This window comes from Lacticaseibacillus parahuelsenbergensis, assembly GCF_030770265.1.
Lineage (GTDB): Bacteria > Bacillota > Bacilli > Lactobacillales > Lactobacillaceae > Lacticaseibacillus > Lacticaseibacillus casei.
This window is the reverse complement of record NZ_CP132482.1, coordinates 601,829-617,364: the sequence shown is the minus strand read 5'-3', so window position 1 is coordinate 617,364 and position 15,536 is coordinate 601,829. Positions and strand designations below refer to the sequence as shown.

Below are 15,536 nucleotides of genomic sequence, written 5' to 3'. Positions count from 1 at the left end.
GATAAATGCTAGACGGCGCCACCCTGTTTTGGCAAAAACCCGTGCTACAATACCACCATTCAAGATGAACGGGGTGGCACAGATGAATTTAGCCGATACAGGGTTTGTGATCATTGCAAGTGTGCTGGTTTGGTTTATGACGCCAGGCCTAGCCTTCTTTTATGGTGGGCTTGTTTCTAAACGCAACGTGATTAATACCATGCTTTCGGTTTTTTATATCACCGGTATTGCCATTTTATTGTGGGTCGCCGTTGGTTACGAACTGAGTTTTAACGGTAATCTATTTGGCGTCATCGGTCAGGTACATCATTTTTTCCTGAGTGACATTTCGCTTGGCGCGGTCACGGCGGCGCGGATTCCGACCGGGGTTTATATTCTTTTCCAGATGATGTTTGCGATCATCACGCCGGCTTTGTTTGTCGGGGCGGTTGTCGGGCGGATGCATTTTAAATTTCTAACCTGCTTCATCGTTTTGTGGTCACTGCTGGTTTATTATCCGCTGGTGCATTTGATTTGGAGTCCTGATGGTTTGCTGGCGGGTCTCGGCGTTCTCGATTTTGCCGGCGGGACGGTGATCCATATCAATGCGGGGATCACCGCACTGACCCTCTCCGCGTTTCTCGGGCGCCGGACTGACGAGCACACGGTTCCTTATAATCGACCATGGGTGTTGCTGGGAACCGCGATTTTATGGATCGGCTGGTATGGCTTTAATGCCGGGTCTGCGCTGGGCGTCAATCAAGCTGCCATGACCGCCGCCTTGACAACTTCGGTCGGCGCGGCGGCTGCACTGGTCACCTGGATGTGTCTCGACATCTGGCAAACCGGGCATCCAACCTTGATTGGCACTTGCACCGGCGCTTTGTGCGGACTGGTCGGCATCACGCCCGCTACTGGCTATGTCACGAGTTTTGGCGCCGCCTGCATCGGCATTTTGGCAACGTTAGCCAGCTACTGGTTTATCAGCAAAATCAAGCCACGCCTCGGGATCGATGACACCTTGGATGCATTCGGCTGTCATGGTGTGGCAGGCATTGTCGGCAGCATCCTGACCGGTGTTTTCGCCAGCAAACAGGTCGCCCCGAACATTGCCCACGCCGGTCTGGCCTATAACGGGGGCTGGCATCTGCTGCTGATCCAGTTAGCCGGCACGTTGATTGTCATCGTCCTGGTCGGGGCAATGGTCACCATCATTACCGTTGTACTGTCCCGATTCGTCAGTATCCGCGTGTCCCCTGCCGCTGAAAAAATGGGCTTGGACTACAGTGAGCATGCCGAACCGGTTGATGAAGAGGTTGCGGCTAGCTGGGAACACCACACACCGGTCAGTTCATTTCCGGATGAGTTTAAGGGACAACTCCATGGCTTTGATCCGCGACCACATCAAGATGATCGCTAATTGAATTGCGCTTAAAAGGTTGACTAAGAGGATGCCAACTGTAACCGTTCACTTTTCCTCCACGACTTCAAGGCACTTTAATTGTCTTTTTCCCTAATCATGGTTAAAATGCCGCTAGTTTAACATTGGCATAACGCGCTTACCGGCGCAGAAGTCTGCGTGTAAGGACCTTGGTCGCAATGGCCTAAGCCCGGGCCATCACGCCCAAGGCCACTTACACTCCGACTTCTAACCGCGCCGGCTCACGCTCACCAACATGATGGAGGGAAGAATATGATTGGATATGGATTTAGCGAGGCAGGCGGTCCGGAAGTCATTGATGCGATTGAATTACCGACACCGCAACCGGGTCCGCGGGAAATTCAAATCAAAACCGAAGCAATCGGCCTTAACAACCGTGATCGGATCGCACGGCAAATGGGCGGCAGCGGCTTGACTGTGCCGGGCTATGATGTTGCTGGCGTCGTAAGTGCAATTGGCAGTCGTGTCACGCAATTTAGCGAAGGCGATCGCGTCATTGCCCGAACCACCAGTGCATATGCCGAAATCGTGACCGCAGCGGCTGACATGAGTGTCTTGTTGCCAGCTCCCATCACTCCGGAAACCGGAGTTGCATTGATTACCCCTGGCGTCACTGGTTATCGCATGGTCGAACTCGGTAAAATCAAGGCCGGCGATACGGTGATTGTAAAGGGAGCTTCGGGCGGCGTTGGCTCTGCCGCGATCCAACTGGCAGTTGAACGTGGTGCCTCCGTGATCGGCATCGCCGCCAGCCGGCATGAAGCCGAGGTCAACCGCCTCGGAATCGAACATTTTGTCGCATATGATCGCGGCAACCCCGTCGATGAGCTGCGCCAAACAGCTGATGTCGTCATCAATGCGGCAATGAATGGTCTTGGCGGTGATGATGATGTTGAAATGGCCAAGGATGGTGGGCTGATCGTTTCGGTTAGCCATACTGAGCCTTTACTGAGTCGCGGTGTTCGGTTCGTGCACACGCGACCACTCGGCGGCTCTGAAGTTGGCCAGGCGCTACAAACCCTCGTTGATTTAATGGCGCAAGGCAAATTGACCGTCCAAGTCGGCTACGTGTTGCCATTTACCCGCGAAGGTTTTATCAAAGGCCATCAATTGCTAGATGATCCGCGCCATGAGGGTCGAATTGTCATTAAGCTTTCCAAATAATCAAGCTCGGTTTTGTCCTGATGATCAAACCGTTAACTTAGAAGTGGTGCTTAGATCATCCGGAAGAGCGAATATTAAAAAACCGCGGTCACGCTAACCGCGGTTTTTTGCATGCAACTTGTTCGTCAACTGATATATCAGTTGACCACATCCACCGGCCCGTGATCGTCAACATGGTCGCCGTGAACATGTTGCAACCGACCATTAACCAAATAATCAATGTGATCGCCATGCGGTACTTGTTCATGGCCGCAGTACTGATCATGCAACTCGCCTTCAACAATCGGACTTTCACCATCAGGATTAGTGGCGGATACGGGAATCACAGCCTCATCAAAATGGTCTTCATGCGGGTGATGAAGATGGCCATTTTCGAGATAATCAACGTGATCACCGTGCAATAGTTTGGTGTGGCCACAAGCAAGGCTGTGATGATGATGAGCATCTACTTCTGCAATCGTATGTGCCATTAAAAGTCCTCCTCTTTCATTACCTTAGTATTTTCATCGACACTCATTTTATATCATTATCGTTTTTCTAAAGTCAATTAAAAAGCCCTTTCTCGAACTAGTAATCATTACTATTTACTATATAAAAGTGCTTTTAAGGTTCGATACAACGCCCTTTTCGTTGATTAGCATTTAAACTTTTCAATTTTTTAAAACTTGTTTCTCACTAAATAATGTATTTTTAGCATTAAACGATAGTGACCTTGTTAATTAGCATCTAAGCATTGTTCTTTGCCATAATGTCTTCTACGTCGCTTAAGCGGCTATTTTACTTGTGATCTCCATACACGGGTGGTAATCTGATGCTGGTTATGGACACTCGACAGCATAACGATGTACTTAAATCGTAACTGTCTAAAACGAATCTTCTGACATTCATTTCAATAAGGAAGGCGGGTTTTATTGTGGCACAAGATATTCTGATTACAACGACCGAGAACATTCCCGGTAAGCATTACGAAATTATTGGCGAGGTTTTCGGCTTAACCACCCAGTCTAAAAACGTGATTAGCAACATCGGCGCAGGGCTAAAGAATATTGTCGGCGGTGAAATCAAAGCTTATAGCAACATGCTGCATGAGTCACGGGAAAAGTCGATCGAGCGGCTGCGCGATGAAGCCCGCAAAGTTGGCGGTGATGCCGTTGTCATGATGCGGTTTGACTCCGGGTCAATCGGCGGCGACATGCAAAGCGTTGTGGCGTATGGTACGGCGGTTAAGCTGCTCGACTAGTCTGACCTCTCACTAACAATCCAACTCACCTCGCTCACGAGGAAAAACAGGTTTTGCTTTGGCAGGGCCTGTTTTTGAAACCATTCATCTATTCGATGCGACGAAAGGAATTAGCGCGATGCCACCGTTAGACTATCATCATCAGGGTACTTGGCCGAATGGTTTTGGCCAGCAACAGTCCCCGATTGACCTGCGTGACGCAACTGCTGCGGGTCCTTCAACGTTAACCATTGCGAAGCCGTGGCAGGCGGATCATGAAATTGACGACCGCGTTACCATCCGCTTAGCCGGACATGGGCTTACGCAGATCGACCAGACCCAATGGCACTTTGTTCAGGCGCATCTGCATGTGCCGGCAGAACACCAAGCCACCAATCAAGGCGCCGCAGAATGGCATTTTGTGCATCAATCGGCCATTGGCGCACTTTGCGTCGTGGCGGTTTTATTACCGTTGGGCGATGGCATGCCGGTAATGGACAGCGTACTTGATCATTTTGTGGCCCAAAGCTCGCAGCCAGTGGTAATGCAACTCGACAGTTTGCTGCCGCCAAAAGGGACGGTCTATCGCTACCTCGGTTCACTGACCACACCGCCGCTAACTGAAGGCGTTACTTGGTATGTCATCGATCAAACCGCCGTCACCATCAGTCCCCAGCAGTTGCACCGTTTCCAGCAACTTTTCCCGGACAATCATCGACAGCTTCAGGCCCGCAATGATCGTCCGGTTTTGCGTGGCCCATTTTTGCAAAGATCGAAATAGGCTTGGCGCCGTCATTGTAAGGTCGCGGTGTCTTACTTTTTTTATGATCGTTTACTCGCCACGCTCACGCTCAGGAGGCTTGTACATCATGAAACGCAAACAATCGAAGAAACGTCATCATTGGTTAGGAAAAGCTATTCTCGGCTTGTTGTTGCTGGCCAGCGGCGGTTATTGGCTTTGGTGGCAAATTGGCAGCCAGCCGATCCACGCCCGCACTTATCGCAACACCCATGTCGTCACGGTTTTCATACCGGGCTACGGGAGTAACAGCCTGACATTTGGGCCCATGGTCAGCCGGTTTCAGAAGGATCACGCCACTAATCAAGTCACGACCATTAAAATTAGTGCCGCTGGAAAACGCACAGTGACTGGTGCCAAACGCTACGATGGGAAAAATCCGCTTATCAGCGTTGTCTTCGAAGATGCCAAGGCGCCGGTCAAAGAAACCCGGCAACTCACCGCCTTGCTACATTGGCTGCGCACCCAACATCAGGTTAAGCGGGTTAACCTTGTCGGCCATTCCATGGGCAGTAACCTCAGCTTTCGGTATCTGACGACGCAACACACTGACGCCCAACCGCAAGTGGTTAAATATATCTCGTTTGCCAGCGAATTTTATCGTGATCCCACGTCGCAACTGGCATATTTTCCTAAATCCGTTCAAACGCTCGTCATTGGCGGCCAGATTTTCGGGGCAAAAGGCGACTGGGCTGTCAGCCTTGCTGGCGTCAAGCGGTACGAACAGGAGCTTAAAGCAGCCGGCGTTCCCACATCCCTTTACATTTACCGCGGAACGCCGATCGGAGCCTACCACAGTAGTTTGCACCAGAATCCTTATATTGACGCTAAGATACTGCAGTTTTTGTTTACCTGATATCCGACATCCACTGCAACGAGCTAGCAATCAGTGTTTTTATAAATTTGGTGTTAGAATTGAGGCATCGAATCGGGTCAACCGGTGAAACGCGTTCGCTGCGCCAGCTCACGCTCTAAGGGGGGATTGCTTTGAGTCAGGTTGTTATTTTCGGCATTATGTTGGCCACCGTGATTGTTGGCAATCTGCTTGCCCGCCATATCCCTAAGATACCCCTGCCCTTCTTTCTGATTGGCCTTGGCGCAGCGTTGGCCGTCATGCCGTCGTTGCGGAACTTTGCCATTGATCCATCGGTTTTCTCCTTCGCCATCATTGCCCCATTGCTGTTTAACGAAGGTCAAAATGCATCACGACTCCAGATCGGCCGATCATTGACCAACATCGTGTCGCTAGCGGTTGGTTTGGTGCTGTTTTCGGTCATCATTTTAGGCTTTAGCGTCCACGCCCTTTTCCCGGTTATCCCACTCAGCTTGGCATTTGCTTTGATCGCCATTGTCACGCCTACCGACGCATCGGCAGTTAGTGCCGTTGCGCAGACGAATCCTTTGAGTGACAGCCAGATGCAGCTGTTAAATAATGAAAGTCTGTTTAACGACGCGGCGGGCATTGTTGCCTTTGACCTGGCCCTTTCCGCCTATGTTTCCGGCAGGTTCTCGGCAACCGATGCGTTATTGGACTTTCTGTTTGTCTTTTTTGGTGGCATTTTAGTTGGCGCGATTATCGGCACCTTGATCGTCAATCTCCGGGCGTGGTTAATTCGGATCGGTGACGATGAGCCGCTCATTATGGTCGGCATTCAGCTGCTGACTCCGTTATTAGTTTATTTTTTGGCCGAGGAGCTGGCTCTTTCCGGCATTTTGGCAGTGGTGGCGGCCGGGATTGCGCAAGGTGTTGAGCGTGACCGATTACGGCTGACCAGCGCCCGCATGCAGATTATCAGCGCCAATGTCTGGGAAATGATTGCGGCGGTTTTGTCTGGATTGGTGTTTGTCCTGTTAGGCTTATCGTTACCGAATGTTGTCATCGAAGCCTTACGCGGCCAAGCCGGCTTATTCAGTTTGCTCGTGGGAATCGGTGTTTTCATTTACGCAGCAAAGTCACTGGTTCGCTTCTTCTGGAGCCGCACGCTGTTACGCATCGGCAAGAAAAATCGGTGGCGTAATGCCTTGATCATGATGCTAGGCGGCGCAAACGGAACCATCACGTTATCGTTGGCTTTTTCTATGCCACGGACGATTGACGGCCACGAATTCGCGCTGCGTCAAGGTTTGATCCTGATTGCCGCAGTGGTCATCCTGCTGAGCCTGATTGTGCCGGTGATTGTGTTACCATTCTGCGTGCCTAAACAACCAAAACGCAATCGCCAGTATATCTGGTTGCGACGCATGTTGTCGGCTGGTATCGATGCCATGCGCGACGAAACCGAACATCACAGTGAAGCCCAGATCGTCGCCGATGCTTTATCGCAGGAAATGATTCTAAACGACAATCCGTCACGGCGGCTGCAGCGGAGTATTTTTGAAGGCACCATTACAGCGGAAAAAGCGGCGATTGAAGCGTTGCGCGCCAATGGAACGATTACAAAAGATGAGGCGTATTATTATAACCGGTTTATCGACTTAAATGATTTCACGGCTGATCAGCGCTTATGGAAAAACCTGTTTTTGCGAATACGCTTTTCCATTAACATGGGGCGCATGTACAAGGCATTTAATGAAGCTCAAAACGCCTTTTTGACCACGCCGCTTAACCTGGAACCGATCTTTTGGAAGCGGCAATTCACCGCACATGGTGAGGATCTTCTGCCAATCGAACAGGCGGGATATGATGCGGTCATGAAATATCTGACACATATCGAAAATGTCCAAAACCGCAGTGCTGTCAACACGATCCGCCGCTTCTACCGCGATCGCCATCGCCGGGTTCACTCCGACTCCTTCAACGGCGACATCCTCTACGCCATGTTCCTCAAGGCCTTCCACGCCGAATATGAATTCATCCAGCAGGCATTCGCAGACGGCAAGCTAAGTCGTGACATCATGCAACGCCTGCAAACCCGCATCACATTTGACGAAATTACCTATCTGAAAAATCAGGATAGTTTCATCGTGTGACTGTGCGTACACCATAGCGCGCTTCCCGACGCAAAAGCCAGCTCGCGCTTACACAAAAACGGTTCCGGAGAGATGAGGTTATCATCATCTTTCCGGAACCGTTTTGCTATTGTGGCGATTATGAACTGTTGTCGTGGCTGCGAGATGATTTACGATCGAGATATAAAGGCGATTGAACACTTTTGTAGTGCCAAAGCGGAGCAATCGTAGGCCAGATGGGGCTCAGGAGTGAAATTGTTGTTGGTGGGGCGCCTTTTGCCCCGCCTACAACAAGGCCGAGCTTAGAGACTCTGCCGCTTTTGCAGAGGCTCTAAGTCGTGCCCATTCCGTTCCAGCCCCAGCCGGCCGAAGATTGCGTAGTTTGGCACGGCATAAAACTCCTAGCCTAACTTTAACGCTTAGCTTTTGAGTCAGAATCCAACGCCATTTCGAGTTCATCCGCAGCTGTCTTGGCAACACTTTCAATTTTCGCCAAAACTTTACCATACGGCTTCGGATCCTTATTGATATACCGCAACAGGCCAGCCATTCGTGCCGTCATGTCATACCAACTTTGATTCGGCATGCCGGAAATCTGGCCGACGCGCGCATTTGGCAAAACGTCGATCAACTGTTCCAAAGCATTTTTAACCACCGGCAACGCGCCCCGAACCCGATCCGAGTCCGCATACGTGGCATCGAAAATCAGTTGCATGAACCGATCAGGCTGCGAATGCTTCGACGGGGTTGCGGCCCGCTCTGCGCGAACGCCCATGACGACTTGCTGCAACCCAAGCAATGTCAGGCGCACAAGTTGATCGTGCTGCGAAACACCAAGCTCAGGCATCGGATTAATCCCAATCAGGCTAAGTTCATCATGGCTTAAGCGCAAAGCCGCATTGGCAACAAAATCAGACAACTGCAAGCCAAGATGTTCACGCGAATCAGCAAACTCAAAGCGAACTTTGATCGGCCGCTCCAGTGACAACGTCAGATAGCGGCTGACAATATCGGCCCCCATCACGAGCTGATTGCCTTCCAGCTCGTTACGATGATCAATCATAATCACGATACTGTCAAAAGTGGTATCCACATCCCGCAGCACATGAATCGTTGCCCCGATATACGGATAGAGATATTCCATTGACGGCGCAAAATCAGGATAAGTCGTTTTGCGTGAAAAGACCGTGTACATCCCCATATGCTCATGTTGCGCTGCTTTAATCAACTGCGTCAGTGCATCGACTTGTTTGCCGCGCGCCTTGACCTCATCGCCAGGTTCCCAGCCATACGGGTAAAGCGCATCCCGAAAACCGGCAAGACTTTCATCGTCACCTTCCGGGAAAACGGCTGCAATCCCCATATGCATCATGCGTGGATCCGGCCGCCGTTCTTCAAAACTTTCATCAATGAACAGCTGCAATTGCTTACCGGTGACCAATGGTGCTTCGGTATGCATACCATAACTGACACGCTGATTCCGCTGGCTGGTGGCGTTGGTCGCAGAGGTGTTGTTGCTCGTACTACTTGCGGTTGCACCATTTACACCATTGCGCTCATTTGACGAAGAGCGGATGACACTTGGCGTATGGGTTTCAACTTTATTGACCACAGCCGGCACATGTTGCTTGGTTGCGTCTTGACTGGGCATTGACTGCGAGGCACTGGTAGAAGCCGATTGCGTCATTGGCTGCCAGTTTTGCGGATCGGCATTAGCCGCAAACCGATTCTGCTTAGGCCGCCCCGGACGTCGGGTGCTATTTGGCTTGTTTCGATCGGTCCGCACATTACGCCGTTCGTTTCGAACCGGTTCGTGTTCAGACTTGCCATTACGCCGGAATGTCTCGGTTTTACCGGTTGGCGTGTGCTGTTTAGTATGCCGCGCCGTTGTTTCATGCCGTTCATCGTTTTCGGCCGGTTTCACTGAAGCCGCAGCAGACTGGCTGTTCGTTTGCGTCTGACGCTTCTTTGCTTCAGCTTGCGCCTCTTGTGTTGCCACATCCGGCTGCTGCCGAATGGTAAAGCGATGGTTCCGAGTTGACGGTCGCTTACTTGTGGTCGGCTGCTCGGTTGGCGCTTCTGAGTTAGTTGCCTGGTTTTGATGCTGATTATTCGTCCGGTTAGCCTGGCGTGCCGTCACGCTTGCCCGATTAACCCGCGTTGTCGTCCGACGCTTTGGTTGCGTGCTTGCCGCATTTTCCTGCGTGTTAGCAGCCGCTTGGGTCGTTGACTGACTGTGATTGGTTGCCGATGCGCTCGTTGAGTTGGCTTGGCTGTGTGCCGGACGTCCAACGGTTCCGGTTGAAGTTCGCTTAGCTGCCGCTTTTGGCGTAGCCGGCGTCTTTGCAGCGGTCTTACGGGTTGCTACTTTAGCTGCTGGTTTCTTGGCAACAGTTTTCTTTGTCGTTTTGGTGGTGGCTGCACCTGCTGGCACTTTGCCTGATGCAATAATGCTCTCAATCTTAGCAGTCGTCTTGCGGCTGACTTTTTCACCACGCAAGGCTTTGCGTAACGTCGGCACGGATACGCCGATGGCAACGGATGTGGCGTTGGTGTTCAGTTGGTGCTTTGCCATATAAGCATTTAATGATGTTTTTAACTTATTATCTTTATCCAAAATATTTCCTCATATCCTACTTAAATTTAAATGATTCGGTACTAGTTTAACGCAAACGAGGACGAACGAACATGATTTGGAACAGCAAGCGTTATACTTACAAATGTAGTACATGCCGGTTTCAAAAATGTCTGCATTTTGTGTTCACCTGTTTGCGCAAACTAGACTTTTCTTGTATAGTCTTTTTCTGTATGCCACTAGATGAAAGAAATGGGGATCAACATGCAACGAAAACTTAGCGGACGCCATATGCAAATGATTGCGCTTGGCGGCACCATCGGCGTAGGCCTGTTCATGGGTGCCGGCGCAACGATTAAATGGACCGGGCCATCAGTTCTGATTGCGTATATTGTTGCCGGCCTTTTTCTCTATCTCATCATGCGGGCCTTGGGTGAGATGCTGTATGTCGATCCGGCAACCGGCTCGTTTGCCAAATTTGCCAGCGAATACATGCACCCACTTTTTGGTTACTTAACCGCATGGAGTAATATTTTCCAGTTCGTGGTCGTGGGCATGTCAGAAATGATTGCCATTGGTGAATATTTTAAATTCTGGTGGCCCGGGCTGCCGGGATGGCTTCCTGGGCTCGTAGCGATCACCTTCCTTGTTTTAGCCAATCTGATTTCGGTGCGAATGTTTGGTGAATTGGAGTTTTGGTTTGCACTCATCAAAGTTGTTACCATTATTTTGATGATCGTTGCCGGACTCGGCGTCATTTTATTCGGTCTTGGCAATGGCGGCCATCCCGTGGGTATCAGTAATCTGTGGACCCACGGCGGCTTCTTCACCGGCGGCTTTAAAGGCTTCTGCTTCGCCTTGTCAATTGTGCTAGGTTCTTACCAAGGCGTGGAACTCATTGGGATCACGGCAGGCGAAGCGGCTAATCCCAAGCCGACGATTGTTAAGGCGGTCAAAGATACGATTGGTCGAATCCTCATCTTCTACGTGGGCGCGATTTTCGTCATCGTGGCCATTTACCCGTGGGATCAGCTCAATACACTAGGATCACCGTTTGTGCAGACCTTCGCCAAAATCGGCATTACGTTTGCGGCATCCCTCATTAACTTCGTCGTCATCACGGCTGCCTTGTCCGGCTCGAATTCAGGCATCTATTCTGCCAGCCGGATGCTGTATACCTTGGCTGATGCCAAACAATTGCCGCGAATTTTCACCAAACTGAATCGTCATGGCGTGCCGTTTTACCCAGTCGTTTCCGTTGGCGCCGGCATTTTACTTGGCGTCATCTTAAACGCCTTATTGCCTTATGTGGCCCCTGCCGCCAAGAATGTTTTCGTGCTGGTCTATAGCTCCAGCGTTTTACCAGGCATGGTGCCGTGGGTCGTCATTCTCGTCAGCGAAACGCGCTTCCGCAAGGTTCACGCCGATAAAATGCCTGACCATCCTTTTAAAATGCCATTCGCACCTTACAGCAATTATCTCACACTTATTTTCCTCGCGTTCACTTTATTTTTCATGTTGCTCAATCCTGAAACCAGCATTTCGTTGTTAGTCGGCGTGATCTTCTTGGCATTGGTCTGCCTGCATTACTTTTTCCACTATCGCACCGGGGCAAAAAAACTTCCGCCAGCCGAGCATGATAACGATCATCGCTAAGAATTAGTGCGGTTTAGGCAGTGAAAAATTTGCATTTTTTCACTTTTAAAAGAAGCCGCGTTCTCATCTTTTGTTCCATTTTTCCGATCATGTTTTTATTTCTTCACTAGTTTGTATAATGGACTTGTAGGAAGAAAGGAAGGTTGCTTTTATGAAAACGATCAATATTGGCGACGTCACGGTACCAATTGTGGGCATGGGTACTTGGTATCTAGGCGAAGGCAACGCTGCGCAGAGTGCTCGTGAAACCGAAGCCTTAAAATACGGGCTGGATCACGGCTTGAACGTGATTGATACTGCGGAAATGTACGGGAATGGCGCTGCGGAATCCCTGATCGGCGGTTTTCTGGGTGATTACAACCGGAGTGAGATTTATTTGATTTCCAAGTTCTACCCGTCCCATGCAGACAAAAAGCAAATGCGGACGGCGCTGACCAATAGCCTGTCCCGCCTTAAAACCGATTACCTCGATCTCTACTTGTTGCATTGGCGTGGGGCAACCCCGTTAGCAGAAACGCTTGAAGGCCTCCAGGAATTGAAAAAAGAAGGCCTGATTCGCCAATACGGTGTTTCCAATTTTGATGTTGACGACATGGATCAGCTCACGATGGAACCCGGTGGCGATCAAGTTGCCGCTAACGAAGTGTTATACAATTTGCAATCACGCGGCATTGAATATGACCTCCTACCACGTCAAAAGCAAGCCGGCATCACGGCGATTGGCTACTCGCCTTATGGTTCCGGCAGTGGTAAGTCAATCAAGTTGACCCCGGAGCTCGTGGATCTGGCCAAAGCCAAGGGCGTTTCAACCCATCAGCTTATGCTGGCGTGGGTACTGCGTAATGGTGATGTGCTGTCGATCCCGCGTACCGGCGAAGTGAGCCACATGGCCGAAAATATCGCAGCTGCCGACGTTACATTTACGCCGGATGAACTAGCGCTGTTTGACCAAGCGTTCCCGGCACCGCGTCACCATATTCCGCTTGAAATAATTTAAACCTAGCACACTGCCGGTCTTGAGCGTCGCTTAGTCTAAAAAATTCGGCGAGCGCTTTCATGCCTCAATAAAAAACGTTATACTGATAACAACTATTTTTCAGGAAAGGACCTTTGTTGTGAAAATCTTTGTTGTCGGTGCCCATGGTCAGATTGGCCAGCTTTTGGTGCACAAACTTTTGGATCGCGGCGATACCGTAACTGGCGGTTATCGCGATCCGCTCACCCAGACGCCTGATCCGCAGAAAAATTTTCGGGCAGTCGAACTTAATCTCGCATGGCCGGTCTCACGCTTGACGGAACTTTTTGCCGGCCACGATGCCGTTATCTTTGCTGCCGGGTCACGGGGAAAGGATTTGCTCGGCGTGGATCTCGACGGTGCAATTAAAACCATGAAAGCGGCCGAAGCCGATGATATTGGCCGCTTCATTATGTTAAGTGCGCTGGATGCCGAGGATCCCGCAAAATGGCCGGAAGAGCTGCACGATTATTATATTGCCAAGTATTACGCTGATGAGTGGCTGATTCATAACACTGATCTGGACTATGTCATTGTCCAGCCAACCGCTCTCACCAACGATCCGGCGCAAGGCACCATCACGTTACAACCGCAACGGCCGTCGACCATTCCACGGGCCGATGTCGCCGATGTCCTCGTCGCTGCTTTAGACAGCAACCGCCATCGCGAAACAATCAAAATCGCCAGTGGCAACACGCCAATCGCTGAAGCCGTTAAAAGTTGACGAACCGGTCCAGCCGTGCTAATTTAAAAACAACGTTAAACCGAAAGTGAGGTCTGTCCATTGAAGTAAGCCAATTGTTGAAAATGTCCAAGTCCTGTTCTCAGCAACGGGGTCAGTGCGGACTTTTTGACAATTGGGCTTGATCAATGGCGGAGACTCCGTTTATTTTGATCAGCCCTGAATTATTTGGGGTTTTTTTTTATGAGCGTGAACCGGCGCGCTCAGGAACCGGAGTGTAAGTGGCCTTGGGCGTGATGGCGCTCTTTGCCATTGCGACCAAGGTCCTTACACGCAGGCTCCTGCGCCGGTGAACGCGTTACGGAAAGCTGGGCATGAATTGCCAGGCGTTTTCAGTTACGCCATCGCACGCCACTGCGTACCCCCAAAAAACTCAAAAAGTCAGCTGATCTTTCTTCTGATAGCACAGGCATATCCGCGAAAGGACGTGGCTGTATGTCAACGATTCAAATCAAACACCTTTATTTTGCCTATGACGGCCAGGCACCGCTTTTTAGCGATGCCGGATTTAACCTCGATACTGGTTGGCACCTTGGCTTGGTTGGTCGTAACGGCCGCGGTAAAACCACGTTGCTGCGGTTATTGCAGCAGCAACTGGATTACCGCGGAACGATCACGGTTCCCGTGCCTTTGCGCTATTTTCCGCAAGCGCTGGACGAGAGCCAACTGACACTTCACGCAGCACAAGCCTCCCAGGACGTGGCTCAGTGGCAACTGGAACGCGAACTTAATTTGTTGCATGCCGACCCTGATATTTTGTGGCGGCCGTTTCAGGATCTATCTGGCGGTGAGCAAACCAAGGTCCGGCTTGCCTTGCTCTTCATCCAAGACGATGGCTTTGCGCTCATTGATGAGCCGACCAATCATCTCGACTTACGCAGCCGCCGCCAAGTCGCTGCCTACCTAAAACAAAAGCCGGGCTTCATTGTGGTCAGTCACGACCGGGATTTTCTCGACGCTGTCACCGACCATACGCTGGCCATCGAGCGCCAAAAAATCACGCTTTACCAAGGCAACTACAGCACCTTTACCACGGAAAAGCAGCGGCAGGATCAAACCGAACTCGCGCAAAATGCTCAGCTAAAAACTGAAATCAGCCGCTTGAAGCAAACTGCCCACGCCAAAAAAGTTTGGGCTGAAAATAAAGAACGCAGCGTTTACGGCAAGCGCCACGAAAAAGATAGCGGGCACAATAACACCCGCGGCTTCATCAGCGCCCGGGCAGCAAGAACCATGAAAAAAAGCAAAAACCTGGAACACCGCATGGATAAGGAAATTGCGGCAAAAGAACAGTTGCTTAAAAATTTGGAGAAAGTCGATCCACTCACCATGGCGCCACAACCAACCCATCATCACCATTTGATTGTGGCCGAAAATGTTCAAGTCGGTTATGATCAGCCGCTTTTCCAGCCAATTTCATTTACGTTGCACCCCGGCGACCGAGTGGCGATCGTCGGTGAAAATGGCAGCGGTAAATCGACGTTGATCCGTGCTTTACTGGGCCATTTTACCGGCAATCAAACCGGGCTTCTGACCTTGGCGCCGGTTGCTTTGAGTTTGGTGCGCCAGCAATATCCTGACAATCGCGGGTTACTACCGAACTTTGCCGAAAAGCGGCACCTCAGCCTCGAAGTTTTGCTTAACAACTTGCGTAAGCTCGGGATGCCGCGCGCCGATTTTGTCACGCCGATCGAACATCTTAGTATGGGCCAGCAAAAGAAAGTCGAAGTTGCGCGTTCGCTTGCAACCCCAGCCTCCTTGTATATTTGGGACGAGCCGCTCAATTATCTGGACACTTACAATCAAGACCAGATCATGGCCGCGATCACTCGCTATCAACCAACAATGCTATTTGTGGAACACGACGAGCATTTTATCAATAAAATTGCCACGAAAGTTGTCCGCCTGACGCCACTGGCCTAATCAGAAACGGATCCGCCCGTTTTTTATCCGAGACACATTGCCCGCAAATTAAGCGGTTCCATGGTATACTCACG

Annotated in this window: 12 protein-coding genes; 10 read left to right on the top strand and 2 right to left on the bottom strand. The window is 50.7% G+C overall.

From position 1 onward, the window contains the following. Positions 1 to 82 precede the first annotated feature (82 nt). On the top strand, positions 83 to 1,399 hold the full coding sequence (locus tag LACPH_RS02905) for an ammonium transporter (protein ID WP_274784441.1): 1,317 nt from the start codon (positions 83 to 85) through the stop codon (positions 1,397 to 1,399). A gap of 273 nt (positions 1,400 to 1,672) precedes the next feature. Next, positions 1,673 to 2,584 carry a quinone oxidoreductase family protein gene (locus LACPH_RS02900; RefSeq protein ID WP_274784440.1) on the top strand — a complete coding sequence of 304 codons (912 nt, stop codon included), beginning with the start codon at positions 1,673 to 1,675 and terminating at the stop codon, positions 2,582 to 2,584. A 137-nt stretch (positions 2,585 to 2,721) separates the two neighbouring features. Here LACPH_RS02900 and LACPH_RS02895 read toward each other — a convergent pair whose 3' ends face one another. After that, complete coding sequence (locus LACPH_RS02895; RefSeq protein ID WP_010493422.1) at positions 2,722 to 3,054, bottom strand: hypothetical protein; 333 nt, start codon at positions 3,052 to 3,054, stop codon at positions 2,722 to 2,724. 443 nt (positions 3,055 to 3,497) lie between these two features. On the opposite strand from LACPH_RS02895, the gene LACPH_RS02890 reads away from it, so the two are divergent. From LACPH_RS02890 to LACPH_RS02875, 4 genes are all read left to right on the top strand, one after another. Continuing rightward, entirely contained in the window at positions 3,498 to 3,824 is a 327-nt protein-coding gene (locus LACPH_RS02890; protein ID WP_010493417.1) for a heavy metal-binding domain-containing protein, read from the top strand. 118 nt (positions 3,825 to 3,942) lie between these two features. Further along, positions 3,943 to 4,584: a carbonic anhydrase family protein gene (locus LACPH_RS02885; RefSeq protein ID WP_274784439.1), complete on the top strand. Its 642-nt coding sequence runs from the start codon at positions 3,943 to 3,945 to the stop codon at positions 4,582 to 4,584. An 88-nt stretch (positions 4,585 to 4,672) separates the two neighbouring features. Then, positions 4,673 to 5,458 carry an alpha/beta fold hydrolase gene (locus LACPH_RS02880; RefSeq protein ID WP_274784438.1) on the top strand — a complete coding sequence of 262 codons (786 nt, stop codon included), beginning with the start codon at positions 4,673 to 4,675 and terminating at the stop codon, positions 5,456 to 5,458. A gap of 131 nt (positions 5,459 to 5,589) precedes the next feature. Further along, positions 5,590 to 7,572, top strand: a complete 1,983-nt coding sequence (locus LACPH_RS02875) for a cation:proton antiporter (RefSeq protein ID WP_274784437.1) — start codon at positions 5,590 to 5,592, stop codon at positions 7,570 to 7,572. Between the two features lie 391 nt (positions 7,573 to 7,963). Here LACPH_RS02875 and LACPH_RS02870 read toward each other — a convergent pair whose 3' ends face one another. Next, a complete protein-coding gene (locus LACPH_RS02870) occupies positions 7,964 to 10,168 on the bottom strand; it encodes a DUF3800 domain-containing protein (protein WP_370531188.1) in 2,205 nt (734 codons plus the stop codon). 222 nt (positions 10,169 to 10,390) lie between these two features. On the opposite strand from LACPH_RS02870, the gene LACPH_RS02865 reads away from it, so the two are divergent. The 4 genes from LACPH_RS02865 to abc-f all read left to right on the top strand — a co-directional run bounded on the left by LACPH_RS02865 (position 10,391) and on the right by abc-f (position 15,462). After that, positions 10,391 to 11,782, top strand: a complete 1,392-nt coding sequence (locus LACPH_RS02865; protein WP_274784436.1) for an amino acid permease — start codon at positions 10,391 to 10,393, stop codon at positions 11,780 to 11,782. Between the two features lie 151 nt (positions 11,783 to 11,933). Beyond that, on the top strand, positions 11,934 to 12,779 hold the full coding sequence (locus LACPH_RS02860) for an aldo/keto reductase (protein WP_274784435.1): 846 nt from the start codon (positions 11,934 to 11,936) through the stop codon (positions 12,777 to 12,779). A 118-nt stretch (positions 12,780 to 12,897) separates the two neighbouring features. Next, a complete protein-coding gene (locus LACPH_RS02855; RefSeq protein ID WP_274784434.1) occupies positions 12,898 to 13,521 on the top strand; it encodes an SDR family oxidoreductase in 624 nt (207 codons plus the stop codon). A gap of 453 nt (positions 13,522 to 13,974) precedes the next feature. Beyond that, positions 13,975 to 15,462 (top strand): ribosomal protection-like ABC-F family protein, encoded by a 1,488-nt coding sequence (gene abc-f, locus LACPH_RS02850; protein ID WP_274784433.1) that lies wholly within the window; start codon positions 13,975 to 13,977, stop codon positions 15,460 to 15,462. Positions 15,463 to 15,536 lie beyond the last annotated feature (74 nt).

What these genes read in the sequence shown, in the direction of transcription:
- LACPH_RS02880 (WP_274784438.1), top strand. Translation starts at nt 4,673, where the DNA reads ATGAAACGCAAACAATCGAAGAAACGTCATCATTGGTTAGGAAAAGCT.
- LACPH_RS02885 (WP_274784439.1), top strand. Translation starts at nt 3,943, where the DNA reads ATGCCACCGTTAGACTATCATCATCAGGGTACTTGGCCGAATGGTTTT.
- LACPH_RS02895 (WP_010493422.1), bottom strand. Translation starts at nt 3,054, where the DNA reads ATGGCACATACGATTGCAGAAGTAGATGCTCATCATCATCACAGCCTT.
- LACPH_RS02860 (WP_274784435.1), top strand. Translation starts at nt 11,934, where the DNA reads ATGAAAACGATCAATATTGGCGACGTCACGGTACCAATTGTGGGCATG.
- LACPH_RS02865 (WP_274784436.1), top strand. Translation starts at nt 10,391, where the DNA reads ATGCAACGAAAACTTAGCGGACGCCATATGCAAATGATTGCGCTTGGC.
- LACPH_RS02905 (WP_274784441.1), top strand. Translation starts at nt 83, where the DNA reads ATGAATTTAGCCGATACAGGGTTTGTGATCATTGCAAGTGTGCTGGTT.
- abc-f (WP_274784433.1), top strand. Translation starts at nt 13,975, where the DNA reads ATGTCAACGATTCAAATCAAACACCTTTATTTTGCCTATGACGGCCAG.
- LACPH_RS02900 (WP_274784440.1), top strand. Translation starts at nt 1,673, where the DNA reads ATGATTGGATATGGATTTAGCGAGGCAGGCGGTCCGGAAGTCATTGAT.